General features: G+C 70.5%; 10 protein-coding genes. 2 read left to right on the top strand and 8 right to left on the bottom strand.

The window, feature by feature from the left end; genetic code table 11:
- Positions 1-79: 79 nt before the first annotated feature.
- Entirely contained in the window at positions 80-3,049 is a 2,970-nt protein-coding gene (locus tag B0F77_RS35450) for an AfsR/SARP family transcriptional regulator (protein WP_158102912.1), read from the top strand.
- A 69-nt stretch (positions 3,050-3,118) separates the two neighbouring features.
- On the opposite strand, the gene B0F77_RS35445 is transcribed toward B0F77_RS35450, so the two are convergent.
- A complete protein-coding gene (locus B0F77_RS35445; RefSeq protein ID WP_086667409.1) occupies positions 3,119-4,294 on the bottom strand; it encodes an ATP-grasp domain-containing protein in 1,176 nt (391 codons plus the stop codon).
- Between the two features lie 56 nt (positions 4,295-4,350).
- Between B0F77_RS35445 and B0F77_RS35440 the strand changes: the two genes are divergently transcribed.
- Entirely contained in the window at positions 4,351-5,190 is an 840-nt protein-coding gene (locus B0F77_RS35440) for a carbon-nitrogen hydrolase family protein (RefSeq protein ID WP_086667408.1), read from the top strand.
- On the opposite strand, the gene B0F77_RS35435 is transcribed toward B0F77_RS35440, so the two are convergent.
- From B0F77_RS35435 to B0F77_RS35405, 7 genes are read right to left on the bottom strand one after another with little or no spacing between them, the layout of a single operon-like run.
- On the bottom strand, positions 5,154-6,404 hold the full coding sequence (locus B0F77_RS35435) for an MFS transporter (protein WP_086667407.1): 1,251 nt from the start codon (positions 6,402-6,404) through the stop codon (positions 5,154-5,156). The two genes, B0F77_RS35440 and B0F77_RS35435, sit on opposite strands and share 37 nt — an antisense overlap.
- Positions 6,401-11,359 carry a non-ribosomal peptide synthetase gene (locus B0F77_RS35430; RefSeq protein WP_086667406.1) on the bottom strand — a complete coding sequence of 1,653 codons (4,959 nt, stop codon included), beginning with the start codon at positions 11,357-11,359 and terminating at the stop codon, positions 6,401-6,403. The genes B0F77_RS35435 and B0F77_RS35430 overlap by 4 nt, the downstream gene beginning before the upstream one ends.
- A gap of 13 nt (positions 11,360-11,372) precedes the next feature.
- Positions 11,373-14,351, bottom strand: a complete 2,979-nt coding sequence (locus B0F77_RS35425; RefSeq protein ID WP_158102911.1) for a non-ribosomal peptide synthetase — start codon at positions 14,349-14,351, stop codon at positions 11,373-11,375.
- Entirely contained in the window at positions 14,348-15,565 is a 1,218-nt protein-coding gene (locus B0F77_RS35420; RefSeq protein ID WP_086667404.1) for an ATP-grasp domain-containing protein, read from the bottom strand. Before B0F77_RS35420 ends, B0F77_RS35425 begins: the two co-directional genes overlap by 4 nt.
- A complete protein-coding gene (locus B0F77_RS35415; protein ID WP_086667403.1) occupies positions 15,566-18,196 on the bottom strand; it encodes an amino acid adenylation domain-containing protein in 2,631 nt (876 codons plus the stop codon). It abuts the gene before it with no gap.
- 12 nt (positions 18,197-18,208) lie between these two features.
- Positions 18,209-19,006 (bottom strand): SDR family oxidoreductase, encoded by a 798-nt coding sequence (locus tag B0F77_RS35410; protein ID WP_245849068.1) that lies wholly within the window; start codon positions 19,004-19,006, stop codon positions 18,209-18,211.
- A 10-nt stretch (positions 19,007-19,016) separates the two neighbouring features.
- Positions 19,017-19,733, bottom strand: coding sequence for a thioesterase II family protein (locus tag B0F77_RS35405; RefSeq protein ID WP_086667401.1), 717 nt, complete (start codon positions 19,731-19,733; stop codon positions 19,017-19,019).
- Positions 19,734-20,454 lie beyond the last annotated feature (721 nt).

The following is a 20,454-nucleotide window of genomic DNA, read 5'->3' as shown; positions in this document are numbered from 1 at the left end:
GAACCACTGACCAGAACGCCCAGAGGATGCGAGACTCGGGCGGCTGGTCAGAGGGCGGGGGCACATGGAATTTCGGGTGATGGGGGCGGTAGAGGTCGAGCACGACGACCGGGTGGAGGTGCTGTCCGGCCGGCTGCAGCGGACCCTGCTCGGGGTGTTGCTGGCGCGGGCGAACCAGCCTGTGCCGGTGGACGTGCTGACCGACGCGTTGTGGGGTGATCGGCCGGACCCGCGGGCGGCGCAGAAGCTGCAGCTGCACGTGCATCGGCTGCGCGGTGTGCTCGACACCCCGGAACGGCTGTCGTTCGACGCCGCCGGCTACCAACTGCGGGCACGGCAGGAGGAGATCGACGCTGAACGCTTTGAGGCGCTGGTCAAGGCGGGGGTGGCGGCCTCAGAGCAGGAGCCGCAGCGCGCGATCGAGTTGCTGCGTGCCGCGCTGACGTTGTGGCGGGGCGACCCGTTCGCGGACGTGGAGGTGCCGGTGCTCGCCGACTGGGCACGACGCCTCGCCGAAGGCCGCCTCGCCGCGGTCGAGGCGCTGTACGAGGCCGAGCTCGCCTGTGGTCTGCATGAGGCGGTGCTCGGTGAGCTGACCGATCTGGTGCGGGAGCATCCGTTGCGGGAGCGGTTGCACGGGCTGCTGATGACCGGGCTGTACCGGGCCGGACGCCGGTCCGAGGCGCTGGAGGCCTACCGCCGGGCGCGGCAGGCGCTGGTGTCCGAGCTCGGTCTGGAGCCGGGGCCGGAACTGCGTGAGCTGCAGCGCCGCATCCTGGCCGACGACCTGCCCGAACCCGAGGTGCGGACCGGGGACCATCAGGAGGTTCCCGCTCAGCTCCCGGTCGACGTCCGGGGGTTCGTCGGCCGGGAGGCCGAGGTCGCGGAGCTGGACGGACTGCTGTCCGCGGAAGCTCCGGTGGTGATCACGGCGGTGGCCGGCACCGCGGGGGTGGGCAAGACGGCACTCGCCGTGCACTGGGCGCACCGGGTGCGCGACCGGTTTCCGGACGGGCAGCTCTACGTGGATCTTCGTGGCTACGGGCCCGACGAACCGGTGTCACCCGCCGACGCGCTGGCGGGTTTCCTGCGCGCGCTCGGCCTGGACGGCGGGGCGATCCCCGAGGACCTCGACGAGCGGGCGGCCCGCTTCCGCACCCTGCTCGACCAGCGCAAGATGCTGATCCTGCTGGACAACGCCCGCACCGTCGACCAGGTGCGCCCGTTGCTGCCGGCCAGCTCGTCCTGCCGCACGCTGGTGACCAGCCGCGACTCGCTGGCCGGGCTCGTCGCCCGCTACGGCGCGCACCGGATCGGCCTGAACCGGCTACCTCCTGCCGAAGCAGCCGGCCTGTTGCGCGAACTGCTCGGCACACGGGCCCATGCCGAACCGGATGCCGTCGGTGCGCTGGCCGAGCGATGCGCGCGATTGCCGCTGGCGCTGCGGATCGCGGCCGAGATGGTCCGATCGCGGCCAGGGCGCACCATCGGCGAGCTGGCTGACGAGCTCGCCGACCAACAGGAGGCGCTGGACCTGCTGGACGCGGACGACGATCCGCATACCGCGATCCGAGCGGTGTTCTCCTGGTCGTATCGACGGCTGGATCCCGCCGTCGCCAGGCTTTTCCGGTTTCTCGGCGTGCACCACGGACACGACATCGACACCCACGCGCTGGCGGCCATGGCCGGAACCGGGCTGCGCGAGACCCGCCGGACGCTCGACGTGCTGGTGCGCGCTCACCTCGTGGACGCGACCTCCACCGGGCGGTACCAACCGCACGACCTCCTGCGCGCTTACGCCGCCGAGTTGGCCGGCACAACCGACGATGCGGCGGATCTGGACGCGGCGCTGGCCAGGCTGTCCGGCTACTACCTCGGCACCGCCTCCGCCGCGATGGACGTCATCGCCCCGCACGAGGCCGAGCGCAGGCCGAAGGTCGCGGTACCGGAAGCCGAGTCGCCGGTGTTCGACAGCTACGACGCGGCGTTCGCCTGGCTGGACCGCGAGCGGGTCAACCTGCTCGCCGGCACCCAGCACGGTGAACCCGACCACGTGGTCAACGTGTCGGACACCGTGTGGCGCTATCTCAGCATCGGCGGATACCACGACGACTCCTTCGCGCTCCACACTCGCGCACTGCACGCCGCCCAGACTCTCGGCGACCTCGCCGCAGAAGCCAACGCACGACGCGTGCTGGGCATCGCGACCCACCGCGCGGGTCTCAACACACAGGCCATCGATCACCTGGAACACGCGCTGGCCCTCTATCAGCAAGTCGGCAACCAGTCACTGGAAGCCGCCACGTTGAGCAACATCGGCGCTGTGACCTGGCGGCACGGAAACCTGTCCGAGGCCGCGGACCTCATCCGCCGGGCACTGGCTCTCTACGAGGAACTTGGCGACCAACGCATGCGGGCGCCGGCCACCAACAACTACGCATGTCTTCTGTACGCCCTGGGCCAATACGACGAAGCGTTCAAACTGCTCGAGCAGTCGTTGGCCATCGCGAGGGACAACGGGGACCGGAACGTCGAAATAACCGTCTTGTGCGGTATGGCGGAGATCCACGCGGAGCTGGGCCAATCCCAGCAGGCACTGGACTACGCACATTTCGCCATGACTCTCGCTCGGGACGCCCGTCACCGTCCCTTCGAAGGCACCGCGATGCGCATGATCGGTATCGCTCACCGCCAATCCGGCGAACACCAGGAGGCGATCCTCCACCTCGACAGGGCGTTGCACATCGCACGCACCGTCGGCGACTCCTCGCAGCTCGTCGCCACGCTGAACGGACTGGCCGCCACACACACGTCCGCCGGAAACCCCACGGAAGCGCTCAGCCTCTATCGCGAGGCGCTGACCGTGGAGGACGGGCCAGGAGTACTCGTCGAGAGCGCGCACACGTACGCAGGCATCGGCGACGCCCATGCCGCACTCGGCGAACACGACCACGCCGCTGAGCACTGGCAGCGGGCACTGACGATCTACCGCCGGCTCGGCATGCCTCAGGTTGACGCTGTGGCGACGAAACTGTCGAATCGGCTCTGACTGGACCGACATGTGGCCGCTGTCGATCAGGTGAGCTGAGGTGGGGGCAGATCACCGGCCCCCACCGGCTCAGACGACCTCGGCCACCACGGCCTGCTCGGCCGCGTCCAGCGCCACCCGGCAGGCCTCCTCGGTCTCGCCGGCCGCGACCACGGCGGCGAACCGGCGGGCCAGACCGTGCGGTGGCAGCCGCAGCTTGGCGCCGACCACGTTCAGCTCGACGACGTGCTTCACGCCGGGCACCGGCCGCGCGCCGGACACGTCCAGCCGCACCAGCTCGCCGTCGTGTGGCGGGTAGAGGAACCGGATCTCCGCCGCCCGGTGCGGGCCGACGGTCACGGCCGGCTTGCGGCCCAGCGACAGTTCCGCCGCCGCCAGCACCAGGTCCACGCCGGTGGCCAGCCTGCCGACGAACGGGATCAGGTCGCCACCGAGCCGCCCGTTCAGCTCCACCAGACGCGGCCCGCGCGAGGTGAGCCGCACCTCGGCGTGGGTGACCCCGATCGAAACCCCAAGTGCCGCATGCGCTTGCTCCATCAGTGCGCGCACCTCGGCGGCCCACGGCTCGTGCGCCCACGGCGCGATGAGGTGCCCGACCTCCTCGAAGTGCTCGCCGAAGCCGAGCCGCTTGCGGGCCACGTGCACCACCTCGACAACGCCGTCGAACACCACGCTGTCGACGCTGATCTCGTCGCCGTCCAGGTACTCCTCGACGAGGACGCCGAGTCCGCTGGGCAGACCGGCGAACTCCGACGCGGCCGCGAGCCGGAACGCGTCCCTGACCTCGTCGGCGTCGTGGGCGAGGCGGACACCGAGCGAACCAGCCAGCGCGCGCGGCTTCACCACGACCGGCCAGCCGAGCGAGGAGGCCGCCGCCACCGCGGTCTCCTCGTCGGTGGCCAGCGCGAACCGGACCGAGCCGAGCGCGCTGCGGGTGGCGTGCTTGTCCCGGCAGTTGCGCGCCGCCTGCGGGGTCATGTGCGGCAGGCCGAGCTCCGCCGCCACCGCGGCCGTGGTCTCGAGCATCGTCTCGTCCCAGGTGAACACGCCGTCGCCGCCCAGCGACCTGACCGCCTCCAGCACCTCGCCCGCCGACGACACCACGCGGTGGTCCGTCAGGTACGGCTGCTGCCAGGACGGCGCGTCGAACAGCACCGCGGCCACCTCGTACCGCTCGGCCAGCGTCGCGAACGAGTACTCGCGATACGCCGGACCGCCGCTGCCTACGACAACCACCCGTGCCATGTGCTCTTCCTCCCGTAGCTCTGGACCGGTGCACCCGGCCCGTTAGATTTGGCGGCGTGATCCCAACCTCGACTCCGACCACGGGCCTGCGGGTCGCCGCGGCACAGGCCTGCCCGGTGGCGGGAGACATCGACGCGAACGCGGCCACCGTCGCCGGTCTGGTGCGGCAGGCGAACGCCCGTGTCGTCGTGCTGCCGGAGAAGTTCCTCAGCGGCTACGAGCCGGACCTGGTCGGTTCCGACCCGGCGCGGTACGCGGTGCACGCCACCGACGACCGGCTCGCGCCGATCGCGGACGCGGCCAGGGAGACCGGCACCGTCGCGATCGTCGGTGCGGCGACGCACCAGGACGGCGAGTTGTTCATCTCGTCGCTCGTGTTCGGCCCGCGGGGTGATGTGATCGCCCGCTACGACAAGCAGTTCCTGTTCGGCAGCGAGCGCAAGCTGTTCACGCCGGGCGCGCGGGGCTGCACCATCGAGGTCGACGGCTGGCAGCTTGGCCTGGGCATCTGCTACGACTGCGGTTTCCCCGAGCACGCCCGCGCCGCCGCGAACGACGGTGCGCACGCGTACCTCGTGAGCGCGTTGTTCAGCGTGGGCAACGGTTTCCACGAGTCGCGGACGTGGCTGCCCGCCCGTGCGCTCGACAACACCGCGTACGTGTTGCTGGCCAACCACGTCGGCAGCACCGGCGGCTGGAACGCCTGCGGTGGCAGTGCGATCTGGGGCCCGGACGGCCGGATCGTCGCGCAGGCGGGGCCGGACGAGACGACGGTGGTGACCGCCGATCTCGACCCGGCCCGCCTGCAGCGGGTGCGCGCGGCCGAGCCGTTGCTGGACGACCTGCGCACACCGGATCCTCAAGCGCTCGCCACCCGGTCGAGGGTGAGCGCCTGACGGTGCTCGGCCCACTTCGCCAGCGGGCCGACCACCACCGTCGCCAGTGCGAACACACCGGCGAGCACGAGCCAGCCGGTGAGGCCCCGCTCGATCACCCCGACCGTGACGATCGTCGGCCCGAGCACGAACTGCGCGCTCATGCCCAGGTTGAACGTCGCCAGGTACTCCGAGCGGTTGCCCTCGGGCGCCAGGGCGTACGACAGGCCCCAGCCGCCGGCGGACTGGAAGAGCTCGCCCGCGGTGAGCGCGACGACGCCGAGCACCAGCAGTGCGATCACCAGCGGTACCGACTGGAACTGGCCGGCGAGCGCGAACACCGCCGCACACGCCACCAGTGCCGCACCGCCCTTGCGCATCGCGACCACGCTGCCGGCCACGTTCTCCGCGCCCTTGGACGCCCACACCTGCAGCAGCACCGCCAGCACCGTGTTGACCACGAGCAGCGCGCCGACCAGTGCCTCGGGAGCCTTGGTGTGCAACGCGACCCACAACGGCACACCGACGCTGAGCAACGAGATGTGCAGGCTCAGCACACCGTTCACCAGCGCGACGACGACGTACCTGACGTCGGCGAGCGACTTCAGCCGCAGCGGTGGCTTGCGGGCCGACCTGGCGGCGCCGACCAGCGCCACCCGAGCGAGCAGCAGCGCGGCCACGAGGCAGCACGCCGCGTTGGCCAGCACGAGCACGTCGAACGCGACCCGCGTGCCCGCTGAGATCGCGATGATCGCGAGCAGGCCGCCGAGCGAGAAGCCCATGTTGTAGACCGCTCGGCTGCGTGCCATCAGCGGCACCCGGAGGTCCTCGCCGACGACCTGCTCGACGAGAGCCTGGTACACCGGCGACAGCGCCTGCTGGCCGATGCCGATCATCGCGGTGACCACGACGAACGTCGGGTAGTCGTCGGTGATCACGAACAGCGCGAAGCTCAGCGCCCGCCACACGTGCAGTGCGATGAGCACCTGCTTGGCACCCCACCGGTCGGCCAGCCAGCCGATCACCGGCTGCGCGACGAGGCCGAGCAGACCGGCGATCGACAGGCCGATGCCGACCTGGGTCGCGGACAGGCCGATCGCGATGGTGAAGAACACCGCCGACCCGGCCAGGTAGAGGCCGGTGCCGGTGGCGTCGATCAATCCGATCGCGAGCATCGTCACCGCGCTCCGCGACCCCGCGACCGGGCCGAGGAACCTGTGCAGTGGTGCGGTCATCCGGAGATCCTTTCGGCTACCAGCGTGGCGATCTCCGCCGGTCGGGTGCGGGTGAAGTAGTGGCCGCCGCCGGCCACGACGTGCAGCTCCGGCGACCGCACCAGCACGCCCCAGTCGGCGAACGCCGTCTCGAAGCCGCCGGTCACCGGGTCGTCGTCGGACATCACGACGGTCGTCGGCACGTCGGCGACCACGGTGCCCGCCTCCCGCGACTTCAGCAGGAACCCGTTGGCGCACAACGAGTCGTGCCGGAAGATGCGGGTGAGCAGGGCCTCGTAGCCGTCACCGAGCACGTCGAACGCGGTCGACCCGGTCCACTCGGCGAGCCAGTCGCGGATGTCGCCGAACGTCAGGTTCTCCGCGTTGGCCAGCGTGTCGCGGATCTCCTCCGCCGGGTACAGCAGCTTCGCCGCGAGGAACAGGTGCTCGACCGCCCGGCCGCGCTCACCGAGCAGGCGCGACACTTCGATCGCCAGCGCCGACCCCACGCAGTGGCCCCAGATCATCACCGGTCCGGTGAGCGTGCGCTCGATCTCGGCCACGATCAACGCGGCCGTGTCGTCGAACGAACGCAGGTCGTCCTCAGCGGACTCGGGCGCGTGGCCTGGTAGTTCGACCGCGTGCACGGCGATGCGCGGGTGCACCGCCTTCATCGCGTCGCCGACCGGCTTGAAGTGGATTCCGTTGCCGCCCGCGTAAGGCACGCACACCAGGTGCGCGACCGGTTCGTCCACATCGGACAGCGGGATCAGCAACGAGTCGGGCTGTGCCTCCTCCTGAGAGGCCGAGGCCGAGGCCTTCTCGACGGCCTCGGCCAGCTCGCCGAGCCGGGAGAAGCGCATCACGTCCCGCAGCGTCACGAGCCCGTCGAGGCCGAGCAGCACCCGCATGGCGCTGAGCGAGCTGCCGCCGACCTCGAAGAAGTCGTCCTCGGGACCGATCTCCGCCGGGTCGATGTCGAGCACGTCAGCCCACACCGCCAGCACCTTCTCCAGCGCGGCACCCGACGCCGTCACCGGCGCGGCGGCGGCAGGGGCTTCCTCGGTCACCACAACGGTGTCGGTGACCAGCTCCAGCGTTCCGTCCGGCAGCCAGCGCGCCCGGCGGCCGTCCGGCAGGGAGCCCGGCGTGCCGACGGGGGCGAGGTTGCCGTGCGCGTCCACGACGACCGCGCGCTCCGGGTGCGCGGCGGTGAACCCGGCGAGCAGCTCCTGCTCCTGCGGTGCGAGCAGCGAGGCCGTGTGGTGGCCGGTGTCCGGCGTGCCCACCATCGCCTGCAGGATCGCGACGAGGTAGCCGCCCATGCGCAGGATGTGGTCCCGGTCGAACGCCGCGGTGTGGTAGTGCAGGCTCAGCTCCACCTCGTCGGTGAAGAAGTGCCGGGAGTACTCGGTGCGCAGCGGGAACTCGGTGATCGCAGCGGCCCGCACGTCGAGCAGCGCGAACTCCGGCAGCTTCTTGAGCTCCTTCAACGAGTAGAAGTGGGTGAAGTTGAAGACCGTCTCGAAGAGCGGATCGGTGGTCTTGAAGTCCTGCTTGACCTTCGCCATCGGATAGCGCCGGTAGGGCAGCACGCCCGCCTCTGCCTGGTAGGTCTGCCTGATCAGGTCGGCCCACGAACCCGGTGCGACCTTGACGCGGAACGGCATGCTGTTCAGGAACACGCCCATCGCGCGGTCGGCGTCGGGCAGCTCGGGACGACCGGCGTGCTCGTAGCCGGTGAGCACGTCCGGATCGCCGCACAGCAGCTCGTGCAGCTTGATGTGCGAGGCCATCAGGACGCTCTTCACCGGCACGCCGAGGTCACCGGCGAGCGCGATGATCCGGTCGGACAGTCCGTCCGGCAGCGGGATGTCCTCGAAGATGACGTCGAGCTCCTTGGCCGGGTCGAGCGGCCGCACGCGCGGGATCACCGTGTTCGGCCGGTCGGCGAGCTCGCGCTGCCAGAACTCGTGGTGCGCCGGGGAGTTGACGGAGTACCGCTCGAGCCCGATGAAGTTGCGGAGGTGGTTCGTGACGGCCTTGCCGTCGTAGGAACCCTTCTCCAGCAACGAGTAGTAGATCTCGAACAGACGGGTGTGCGCCTGGTTGATGCTCCAGCCGTCGAGCATCGAGTTATGCTGGCTGTAGCTGTAGCGGTAGTGCGAGTCGGACAGCACGTGGATGTGCAGCCGGACCAGGCCGGGCTTCTCCCACTCGAACGGCCGGTTCTGCTCGGTGGCGAACCACTCGGCGTACCAGGCCTCCTGGTCCTCGACCCCGCGCACGTCCTCGATCACGAGCGGCAGCTCGTCCACATCGGAGTGCACGAGCTGGAGGTAGTCGGAGAACCCGGTCAGGTGGTAGCTGGTGCGGAAGATCGGGTTCTGCTCCACCAGGATCCGCACCGCCTGCTCGAACACCGCGGTGTCGATGCTGCTCTGGATCAGGTAGCTGATGATGTCGTGGTAGCTGGTGTTGCCGCGCATGATCTCCGACTGGTAGATCAGCCCGGACTGCAGCATCGACATCGGGTAGGCGTCCTCGACCCCCGCAGGCAGCTTCGCCCGGTCCTGCGCCGAGATCAGCTCGAACGGCCCGAACTCGGTCGGCGCCACGTCACCGTCGGCAGCCTCCCTCGCGTGCGCGACGAGCGCCTCGACGGTCGGGTGCGAGAACAGCTGCTGGAACGTGAAGTCGAAGCCGTGCTTGCGGGCTCGCGCGAGCACGGACACGAAGTGGATCGAGTTGCCGCCCTGCGCGAAGAAGCTGTCGGTGACGCCGATCTCGTCGAGCCCGAGCACGTCCGCGAAGATCTCCGCGAGCACCCTCTCGTCGTCGGTGCGCGGTGCGACCTTCGCGCTCGCCGCGGCGGCCGGCTCCGGCAGCGCGTCGCGGTCGAGCTTGCCGTTGGGGGAGAAGGGGAACTTCTCCAGCACGACGATCCGCTCCGGCACCATGTACTCCGGCAGGCTCTGCACGAGCGACGCGCGCAGCTCGTCCTCGGAGGCGGACGCGGAGACGACGTAGCCGTGCAGGTGCGCCTGACCGTCCTGGGTGGTGCGGACGATCACCGCGGAGTCGGTCACGCCCGTTGCCTCGCGCAGCCGCTGCTCGATCTCACCGAGCTCGATCCGGAAGCCGCGGACCTTGACCTGGAAGTCGTTGCGGCCCAGGTACTCCAGCCCGCCGTCGGGCATCCGGCGGACCAGATCGCCGGTGCGGTAGGCGCGTTCGCCGCGCACCGTGACGAACCGCTGTGCCGTGAGCTCGGCGCGGTGCAGGTAGCCGCGGGCGACGCCGACGCCGGTGATGTACAGCTCGCCGGGGATGCCGACCGGGCGTTCCCTGAGGTGCTCGTCCAGCACGTGCAGGCCGGTGTTGTCGATGGGCAGGCCGATCGGCACGACGTCCTGTGCCGGGTCGGTCACGTGGTGGCTCACGTCGACGGTGGCTTCGGTGGGACCGTAGAGGTTCACCAGCTGTGCCGGGAGCAGTTCGTGGAACCGCCGGACGTGGTGCGTGCCCAGGGCTTCACCGGAGGCGAAGACGCGCTTGAGCGAGGTGAGCCGTGCGCCGTCGTCGAGGTAGTCGAGGAACGCGCCGAGCATCGTGGGCACGAAGTGCATCACGGTCACGCCGTGCCGCTCCACCGCCGTGACGATCTTCTCCGGCTCGCGTTCGCCACCCGGCTCCAGCAGGCACACCGACGCACCGTCGATGAACCACCAGAACAGCTCCCACACCGAGACGTCGAACGAGATCGGCGTCTTCTGCAGGATCACGTCGCCGGGCCCGATCGGGTAGGCGCGCTGCATCCAGTGCAGGCGGTTGACCACGCTGCGGTGCTCGACCACGACGCCCTTCGGCAGACCGGTCGAGCCGGAGGTGTAGATGACATACGCGGCGTCGTCCGGCGAACCGCACTCCAGCGGCGCGACGACCTCGCCCGGCTCGGCGACCCCGGTGAGGTCGAACGTGGTGACGCTGTCCGGCAGCTTCACCGCGATGGCCGGTCTGGTGAGCACCAGCGCCGCCTTGCTGTCCTCCAGGACGTACTGCAGCCGTGCCTCCGGCAGGGCCGGGTCGAGCGGCAGATATGCGCCGCCTGCCTTGAGCACCGCGATGATCGCGATCAGCATCTCGGGGGAGCGTTCCACCGACACGGCGACCACGACGTCGCGGCCGACGCCGTGGTCGCGCAGGGTGCGGGCGAGCCGGTCGGCGGCGTGGTCCAGCTCCAGGAACGTGAGTCCGCCCGCGATCGCCGCGGCGTGCGGCGTGGCGGCGACCGTCCTGGCGAACAGCTCCGGCAGCGTGACGTCACGCGGGAACTCGGCGGCGGTGTCGTTCGTGCGCGCGATCAGCTCACGGTCGGCGTCGCCGAGCAGGTCGAGCGAGACCAGCTCCGCGTCGGGGTCGGCGAGCGCGACGGTGAGCAGCCTCTGCAACTGTTCCCCGATCCGGCCGGGTGCGTCGAGCACGAGGCCGTTGTCGCGGCGGAAGTGCAGGGTCGCGCCGGCGGCCGTCGCGCCGAGTGCCACGACGACGTCGGCCTCACCGACGAGCTCGACGGGGAAGTCCTGGTGCGCCGAGGCCTCCGTGATGCGCATGCGCACCTCGTTGAGCAGCGTGCGGAACGTCTCGCCGTCGGAGATGTTGTGGCGCAACGGAAGTACGTCGGCCAGCACGTCCGCGTCAGCTTTGATGCCCACGAGGACGTCGGCCGACGACGTGTACTCGCGCAGCAACGCCATCGTGCCCGCGACCAGCACGGCCTGCAGCGCCGCGTCCTGGCCGCGGCTGACCGCGTCGAGACGGGCGGTCAGCGCGTCGTCGAGTCGGGTGGTGGTGACGGTGTCCTCTGGGAACGAGCTGACGGGTGCGTCAGCGAGCAGTGCGTTCCAGAACGCCGCGCTTTCTGGTCGTTGCGCGGCGGCGATCTTGCGCTGGCCCGTGGTCAGGTCAGTGCTCACAGCAGGGGTCTCCTCAGAGATCGAAGTCGAGTTCGGGCGCTTGGGCGCCACGGGCGGCGCGGGTTTCGGTGACGGGCCCGAGCGGATCGGCGAGCATCCGGTCGACCGTCGCGAGCAGCAGGTCGCGGAACTCCACTGCGGTCGCGCGGTCGAACAGCTCGGTCGAGTACTCCCACTCGGCGCGCAGGTCGCCCGCCTCCTCGTACACCTGGAGGTTCAGGTCGAACATCGTCTGGCCGGGGAACACCGGCCGCAGCGCGACCCGCGTGCCCAGGAAGTCCACCTCGAGCAGGCTGGTGCCCTGCAAGGCGAACATGGTGTCGATCACCTGCTCGCCCGCGGGCACGTTCTGGTGCGCGAACGACTCCGCGGCAATCCTCGCGACCTCGGTCGTGAACTGCTCGAACGTGCCCTGCGGCCGCACCCGCAGCCCGACGGTGTTGACGAACATGCCGACGGTGTCCTCGAAGCCGGCCGTGGTGCGCCCGGACGCGGGCACGCCGACCACCAGGTCGTCCGCGCCGGTGATGGACGTCAGGAACGTGCTGTAGGCCGCGAAGAGCGGTGCGAACAACGTCGTCCCGGCCCGCGCGGCCAGCTTCCGCAACGCTTCGGTGCGGTCAGGTCCGAAGTGGACCTCGATGGTCGTGCCCGCGTAGGTGCGGACCGCCGGCCTGCGGTCCGACGGCAGCTGCAGCGGTGGCACCGCGGTGGCGAAGACCTGGCGCCAGTGCGCGAGGTCCGCCTCACGGACCTCGGCGCCTGCCTGCCAGGTCCACTGGGCGAAGTCCGCGTACTGGTGCGCGACCGGCGGGAGCTCTTCGTCGTGGTAGAGCGCGTCCAGCTCGCGGAACACCGTCGCCAGGGAGTAGCCGTCCAGCACCAGGTGGTGGAAGTCGGCGAAGAACCAGCGACCCTGGTGCAGTGACGCGCGCAGCAGCGGTGCCGCCGCGAGGTCGAACGGCCGCACCAGCGTGGTGAGGTCCGGCTCGTCGTCGCGCAGCTCCAGGGTGACGTCGGCGAGCTCGGCCACCCGCTGGACGGGCGGTTCCGCCAGCACGAACGACGTGCGCAGCGCGGAATGCCGTGCCACCAGTGCCCGCAGGGCCCGTTCGAGCCGTGCCGGATCGACGCCGGCCACGTCCAGCAGGATCGGCACGTTGTAGCGCACCGACCGCGGGTCCTTGCTCTGCTCCACGAACAGCGGCCGCTGCTGAGGCGTGAGCGGGTGCTCGGTGCCGGCCGCGACCGGGATGTCGGTACCGGACTGGTCCCCGACCAGGCCGGCGATCTCCTCGATCGTCGGGTTGGCCAGCACGTCACCGGTCGAGATCGTGCAGCGGAACTCGTCCCTGGTGCGCACCGCGAGCTGGGCAGCGGCCAGCGAGTCGACCCCGAGGTCGAAGAGCGAGTCGAGCACACCGACCGCGGGCAGCCCGAGCACGGTCTGCCAGATCGCGGCGAGCCGTTCCTCGGTGGCGGTGCGCGGCGGCACGAACTCCGCGGGCAGGTCGAAGAGCGTCGCCGGGTCGGGCAGTGCGGCGCGGTCCACCTTGCCGTGCGCGGTGAGCGGGAACGCGTCGACCTCGATCACGTGGCCCGGCACCAGCTGCGCGGGCAGGTCGGTGGCGAGCTGACGGCGCACCGCGATCGGGTCCAGGAAGCCGGTGCTGGTCACGTAGCCGACCAGGTACCGGTCACCGCGCACGTCGTTGTCGCGCTCGCGCACGACCACGACGGCGTCCTCGACGTCGTCGCAGGACCGGAGCGCGGCCTCGACCTCGCCGAGCTCGATCCGGAACCCGCGCACCTTCACCTGGTGGTCGGCACGACCGAGGAACTCGACCACGCCGTCCTCGCGCCAGCGCGCCAGGTCACCGGTCCGGTACATCCGGGAACCCGGCAGGAACGGGTCGTCGAGGAACGCGGCCGCGGTCAGCTCGGGCCGGTTCAGGTAGCCGATGGCCACGCCGTCGCCGCCCACGTACAGCTCACCGGTCTCGCCTGCCGCGACGGGGTTTCCGCCGGCGTCGAGCACGTACGCGGTGGAGTTGCGCAGCGGTCGGCCGATGGGCACCGCTCCGGCGGCGTCCTCGGCGGTGATCACGTGCGTCAGCGAGAACGTGGTGTTCTCGGTGGGGCCGTAGCCGTTGATGATCCTGATGCCGGGACACGCCTGCCGCACCAGCGCCACGTGCTCGCCGACCACGACGTCACCGCCGACGACGAGGTCGCGCAGGCCGGCGAAGATCGTGGCGTCGCGCGTGGCGAGCCTGCTGAACAACGGCGAGGTGAGCCACATCGTGGTGATGCCGAAGGACTTCAGCTGCGCACCCAGCCGCTCGGCGTCCAGCACGTCGCCGTCGGGCAGCACGACCGTGCCGCCGTTGAGCAGCGGGCCCCAGAGCTCGAACGTGGTGGCGTCGAACGACACCGCGCCGGTCTGCAGCAGCCGGACATCGGTGAAGTCGACGAAGTCCGCGGTCACCAGACGCACGATGTTGCGGTGGCTGACCAGCACACCCTTGGGCGTGCCGGTGCTGCCGGAGGTGTACATGACGTACGCCGGGTCGGTGGCCGAGACGACCGGCAGCGCGCCGGTGCCGGTGCCGTCGACCGAGTCCAGCACCAGCACGGCACCGCTGTCGGCGAGCAGGGTCTCCAGCCGCCGGGCGGGTTCGGCCGGGTTGAGCGGCAGGTAGGCGGCACCGGCCCGCAGCACGGCCAGGTTCGCCACCACCCAGTCGACGCCGCGGCCCAGCCGCACCGCGACGAGATCGCCGGCTCGCACGCCGCGGTCGACGAGGTGGGCGGCCAGCCGTGCGGTGCGTTCGTCGAGGTCGCGGTAGGTCAGCGTCTCGGCGGCGGACACGACGGCCGGCCGGTCCGGCCCCAGCGCGACCTGCGCCGCGAACAGTTCCGGAACCGAGGACGAGGGGTAAGGCCGCGCGGTGTCGTTGGCGGACTTGAGCAACACCAGCGGGTCGGTCATGAGTTCTCCTGGAAGACCGGGCGGAAGGTCTGCCCGATGCGTTCGGCGGTGCGGCGCAACGTGTCGTGGTCCGGTGCGGTGCCGTGCACCACGCCGAGGTGGGCTTGGGTGCCGCCACGCCAGTCCACGACGTCGCCCGGCCTGGCCTGCACGTCGACCTTGAGCACGCCGTCGAACCCGGACACCTCGTCCGCGCCTTCCAGCGCCTGCACGGTGCCGCTCTCGAACGGGGTGAGGAAGTACTGGTAGGTGACGCCGCGCCAGCGGATCTCCTGCCATCGCGGTTCGAGCCCGAGCGCGATCTGCACGGCCACCTGCACGAGGTTGATCCCCGTGGCCTGGCGCAGGATGCCGGGCACGTACCCGCCCAACCGGCCGTTGACCTCGATCACCCGTGGCCCGTCGGCCGTCAGCTTGATCTCGGTGTGCGTGATGCCGTACCGCACGCCCAAGGCCGCGGTGGCCGCGCTGTCCAGCGCGAGCACCGCTGCGGTGTCCACTTCGGACAGCGTGGCGGGCAGCAGCATCCCGGTCTCCCGGAACGGTTCGGCGAGCGGGAACTTGCCCGTCACGCAGACCTGCCGCGAGCCGGCCGGGGTGTGCACGGACTCGACCGAGACGTAGTCGCCCCACGCCTCACCGGCCACCGAGGAGTCGCCCACCAGCAACGTCTCCAGCACGAAGTCGCCGTCCGGCACGGCCTGCAGCGCCGCGTGGAGCTCGTCCTCGGTGTCGACCTGGGTCGTGTGCAGGCTGCCCGCGCCACTGCGCGGTTTGAGCACGGCGGGCAACCCGGCCACCGCGAGAGCGGCGGCCGGGTCGTCACCGACGACCGCACAGCCAACAGGCTGAACGGCGGCCAGTGCGCGGCGCTGAGCGAGCTTGTCGGTCAGCACCGCCACGGTCTCCGGCGAGTGGCCGGGCAGGCCGAGCGCGGTGGTGTACGCGCTGGCCTCCCCGAGCCGGTACTCGCTGAAAGTCACCACACCGTCCGGAGTGGACGCTTCGACCGCCTTGATCCGCTGGTCGAGCTCCATCCCGGTCACGTCGACGATCTCGGCGAACTGCCGGATCACCGGCACGGCGGCAGCCACGTGCGGGAGGTCGAGATCGCACACGAAGACCACGTCGCACGCGCGCCCGACCGCCGACCTGATCTCGAGCGGCGTCGCGGACCCCAGGTCGTAGACGACGGCGAGTCGTTTGCGCGCCACTCAGCTCTCCTGGCGAGTGGCCAGCAACGCGGTCAGGTCCGCGGGCGTGGGGTTGACGTAGAGCTCACGCAGCGACACCGGCGGCAGACCCGCGCGGCGCAGCGCGCCGGAGAGCTTCACCGCGAGCAGCGAGTTGCCGCCGACCTCGAAGAAGTCGTCGTCCGCGCCGATCGCGGTGCCGAGCACCTCGCGCCACGCGGCGAGCACGTCGCCGAGCAGGCCTTCCTCGCGTGGTGCGTCGGCCACCTCGGTCACCACCGGGGCGGCGGGCACCAGGCGCGCCACGTCGGTCTTGCCGTTGACCGTCAGCGGGATCTCGTCCAGCTTGGTGAACGTCGCGGGCACCATGTGCTCCGGCAGGAAGCGCGCGGCCCTGCGCCGTACGTCCTCCACCTCCGCGGTGCCGACGAAGTACGCGTCCAGCCGGGCGGACGCGGCGTCGCCGTCACCGGCGTTGAGCACGACGACCGCCGAGGACACCGCCGCGTCGTCCAGCAGCACCGAGCGGATCTCGTCCAGCTCGATCCGGAACCCGCGCACCTTGACCTGGCTGTCGATCCGGCCGAGGTGGTCGAGCCTGCCGTCGGGGTGCAGCAGGCCGAGGTCACCGCTGCGGTAGACCCGTTGCCCGTCAACGGGATCGATGACGAACCGGTCCGCGGTGAGGTCGGCGAGGTTCAGGTAGTGGCTCGCCACGCCGGCGCCGCCGACGTAGATCTCACCCGGCACGCCGAACGGCCGCGGCCGCCCGTTCTCGTCGCGCACCGACACCGACCATCCGGGCAGCGCGCGGCCGACGGACTTCGAGCGCGCCGCCACCTCGGCCGGCGTGATCGTCTGCGTCGTCACGTGCACGGTCGTCTCGGTGATGCCGAACATGTTCACGACCCGGCACCGGGTGTGCGGGTACTGGCGGAACCACGGCTCCAGCAGGCGCACGTCGAGCGGCTCGCCACCGAAGACCACCAGCCGGACGCTGAGCGGCCGATCGGACCTCAGCGCGATGTCGCGCACGGCGGCGAACGCCGACGGCGTCTGGTTGAGCACCGTCACGCCGCGGGTCACCAGCAGGTCGTGGAACTCCTCCGGCGAACGGGACACCCAGTACGGCACGACCACCAGGTGCGCGCCGGTGAGCAGGCTGCCCCAGATCTCCCACACGGAGAAGTCGAAGGCGCTGGAGTGGAACAGGGTCCAGACGTCGGCCGGGCCGAGGCGCATGTCACCGGTCGTGGCGGCGAGCAGCGCGGCCACGTTCTGGTGCGGCACCGCGACGCCCTTGGGCCGCCCGGTCGAGCCGGAGGTGTAGATCACGTACGCGATCGCCGACGGGTCGACGGTGACGTCATCCCCAGGCGTGCCAACGAGATCAGCGGGTGCGACGAGACGAACACCCTCGGCGGCCGGGAAGTTCTCCGCCGTCGTGACGACGACCGCGATGCCCGCGTCGGACACCGTGTACGACAGACGTTCCGCCGGGTAGGCGGGGTCCATCGGCACGTAGGAGGCACCGGCACGCAGCACACCGAGCAGCGTGACGACCAGCTCCGCCGTGCGCTCCAGGCACACGCCGACCCGGTCGCCCGCCTGGACGCCCAGCTCGCGCAGGGCACCGGCGACGGCGGCGGAACGGGCGTCGAGCTCACCGTAGGACAGCTCGCTGTCCGCGTCCGACAACGCGGTCGCGGCCGGGTCGCGCCGGGCGATCTCGGCGAACGTCTCGTGGATCGTGCGCGGCGCGAACGTGCCGGCCGTGCGACCGATCGCGACCAGTGCGGCCGCTTCGGCGTCGTCGACGAGCTCGGCGGCGGGGTCGGCGACCAGCTTGGCGACGTGAGCGGCGAACTGGGCGGCGACGGCGGGCTCGACGAAGCCCTTGTCGTAGGCCAGTTCCCCGTGCAGCGCGGCATCTTCGACGTGCCAGGAGAACGTGACGGGGAAGGCAGGGGCGAGGTGCGGGGCGTAGCCGCCGCCGAACCCGCTGTGCACCAGGCCGATCGACGTCTGCTCCGGCAGGGTCAGGTCGTCGGCGGCGTCGGGCGAGGTGACCAGCACCGCGAACGGCGAGGTGTCGCCGTAGTGGGCGAGCACGGTCTCCAGCGCCGTGACGATGGCGTCCTTGGAGGCCAGAGGCGCGGTCACGGAGACGACACCGTGGTGACCAGTGCGCTCGGAGTTGCCGAGGCCCCAGGGAACGGGCGCGAACGCGCGGTCCGCCGGCGCGATGCCGTCGCGGTCGAGCTCGGCGATCTCCACCTCGGCGGTGGGGTCGGTGAGCAGGTCGGCGAGCGCGGCGAGCGACCGGCCGTCGACGACGGCGCGGTGGGCGACGAGCGCGAGATCGGCGACACCGTCGGCGTAGGTCAGCACGATCGCGCGGACCGGCGTGCGCTTGCCGTCGACAGGACGGCTGAGCTCACGAGTGCGCCGGGTCTGCGACGCGGTGTCGGTGCAGTCGGTGCGCAGCTGCTCGTCCCAGAGCTGCACGGACTTGAGGAACGGGAACCTCTCGACGGCGGCGGCGAGGCAGGCCTTCACATCGGCGCCGACCGGCAGCCGGCGGACGAGGCTGTGCGAGGCGGCGGCGGGTGCCGCGAGTGCGAAGAAACCGGTGTTGACGGCGGTGGTCATCTGTGGGTTCCCTTATCTGGCCGCGAAGCCGCTGTCGACGGTGATCACGGTGCCGGTCACGCGGCGCGAGTCGTCGCTCGCCAGCCACACGGCCGCGCCTGCCACGTCACTCGGGTCCACGAGCGCGTTGGTGGGCACCGACTCCAGGTAGACCGCTTCCTGCTCCTCGTAGGTGATGCCGAGGGCGTCCGCGACGACGGCCGTCATCTGGCCCTCCATCGCGGGGTCGTCGCGCACCGGGCCGGGGCACAGCGCGTTGACGCGGATGCCGAGCGGCGCGTAGTCGAGCGCGGCGGTCTTGGTCAGACCGATGAGGCCGTGCTTGGAGGCGACGTAGCCGGCGAAGTGCCGGTAGCCCACGAGGCCCGCGGTCGAGGAGACGTTGATGATGCTGCCGGACTTCTGCTCGACCATCGTCGGCGCGAACGCCTTGATGACCCGCCAGGGGCCGGAGAGGTTGACGTCGAGCACGATGGCCCACTCGTCTTCGGCGAACTCGTGCGCCGCTTTGCCCGCAGGGGCGCCGATTCCGGCGTTGTTGATCACCACGTCGACCTGACCGAACCGGTCGACGACGTCGGCGGCGACCTCCTGCAGCCGCTCCAGCGAGCGGACGTCGGCGGTCGCCACGAGCACGGAGGCGCCGTTCTTGCGGCACAGGTCCGCGGTCGTCTCCAGCTGGTTCGCCGAACCGAGGGTGTAGGGGACACCGGGCAGGTGGCCGTCGACGTCGATCAGCACGACGTCGGCACCCTCCTCCGCGGCCCGCGCGGCGCAGGCGCGGCCGATACCGCGAGCCGCTCCTGTCACGACAACTGTCTTACCGGCCAACCGCATCGTGGGCGCCCTTCAAAGTGGTGGTGATCAGGTCGATGAGGTACTGCCCCGCGTCGGCGATGTACATGTGGTCACCGCTGACGTCGAGCAGGGAGAACGCCGCTGTGGTGGCGTCGCCCCAGAGAGCCGCCTCGTCGTGCTTCACGACGAGGTCGTTGTCCGCGCAGACCGCGGTGATCGGCACGTTGAACTTGTTGTGGTGCTTCGGCGCGTAGTCCTCGTACATCTGGAAGTCCGCGCGGATGGCGGGCAGCAGCAGCTCGCGCATCTCGGGGATGTCGAACGCCGGGTGCCAGTACCCGGTGAGGTCGCGGACGAGCTTGAGGAAGCCGTCGTCGCTGAGCTCACGACTGCCCTGCCACGGCGGCGAACCGGTCCACGGCCCGCGCGACGCGCTGGTGAACAGGTGCACGACCTCCGCGCCGTTGTCGACGAGGCGGTGCGTCAGCTCGAACGCGATCACCGCGCCGAGGCAGTGGCCGAACACGGCGACCGGGCCGTCGGCGGCGATCTTCAGCGCCTCCGGCAGCAGGCCGTCGGCGGCGGCGTGCAGGTCGGTGTACGGCTCGACGTCGACCAGCCGCTCCCGGCCAGGAAGCTGCAGCGGCCGCACGTCCACGCCGTCAGCGGGCAGCTTGCGCCACGGTTGGTAGAAACTGGCGCCTGCCCCGGCGAAGGGCAGGCAGATCAGCGGGATCATCACTATCTCCGGCCGGTAAATGGGAAGTCAAATGTTTCAGGCACGCTGAAGGGCCGGTGACAATAAGATTGCCATCGGCGGAAAAATGCGTTTTATCTGTTTCCCCCTGTGCCCCACGGCGATCGCGCGACAAGTCCCCAATGCGTGACGCGCTCAGTGGCGATCCTAAGGTCGCGACTGACGGGTTCGCCAGCAGTGTGATGCACCTCATGGGCCCGTAACGTTTAGCCCGTACGGCACGAATTACCAGCACTTTTGCCGTCTTGTCTGGGCCGAATGGCCGCAGGCGTTGATCTTGATGGCCTCCTGTGAAATGGCACTGTCGTGCAATTCTGGCGAATGTTGAGCCGTCAATTTCTGCCTGGGGATTGACGAGACGCGTGTGCGGGCCGGTTGACTGACGTATCAGTGAACGAAAAGTCGGCGAACGTTGTGATGCCTATCGCTCGGTCCGGCGCAAGATTCCCGCCCGCGCGGTATGCCCGATATGTGGCCCCAGGTGCTTTCAGCGGTAGGAGAAGTGCGCCGCTTACCGGTGTGCCGCAGGTACGTCGACTCGAAGATCCGGAGCGGCAGCGAGTGAAGACCTCTCAACCGTGTCGCGCCGGCAGCGGCGGGCGTCGGGGTGTCTGGACCTGCGCGCATGGCCACTACCAGCGCAGTTGGTGGTAGTTGAGGTGATCTGCAATCGATTACATCGGCTCGTAACTACAACCAACTT

It is taken from the genome of Lentzea kentuckyensis (assembly GCF_002150765.1).
Lineage (GTDB): Bacteria > Actinomycetota > Actinomycetes > Mycobacteriales > Pseudonocardiaceae > Lentzea > Lentzea kentuckyensis.
The sequence above is the reverse complement of the archived record's forward strand: the minus strand, read 5'-3'. Positions and strand labels throughout refer to the sequence as shown.